Annotated in this window: 1 pseudogene; it reads left to right on the top strand. The window is 65.9% G+C overall.

Going from position 1 to position 252, the window contains the following annotated elements:
• A pseudogene (locus AAEZ05_RS29445) lies at nucleotides 1–252 on the top strand (glycosyltransferase family 39 protein); the annotation flags it as partial.

Below are 252 nucleotides of genomic sequence, written 5' to 3'. Positions count from 1 at the left end.
GCCGTCGTGGGCCTGGGCATCTGGCTGACACGGCAACTGTCCACCCGACGCGCAGCCGTGCTGGCGGGGATCCTGCTGGCTCTACTGCCCACGGCGGTGCGCTACAGCCAGGAAGTGCGTATGTATTCGCTGCTCGGCGTGTGGCTGCTGGGCGCCACGCTGGCGCTGGTGTACTGGGTGAGGCAGCCCGAACGCACGCGCTATTTGGCCGTGTATGTGCTGTTGATGAGCGCCGGGTTCTATACCCACTAC

The sequence above is a fragment of the Pseudomonas sp. HY13-MNA-CIBAN-0226 genome, assembly GCF_040310305.1.
GTDB lineage: Bacteria > Pseudomonadota > Gammaproteobacteria > Pseudomonadales > Pseudomonadaceae > Aquipseudomonas > Aquipseudomonas gregormendelii.
Note: the sequence above shows the minus strand (reverse complement) of the source record. Positions and strands in the feature narration are given on the sequence as shown.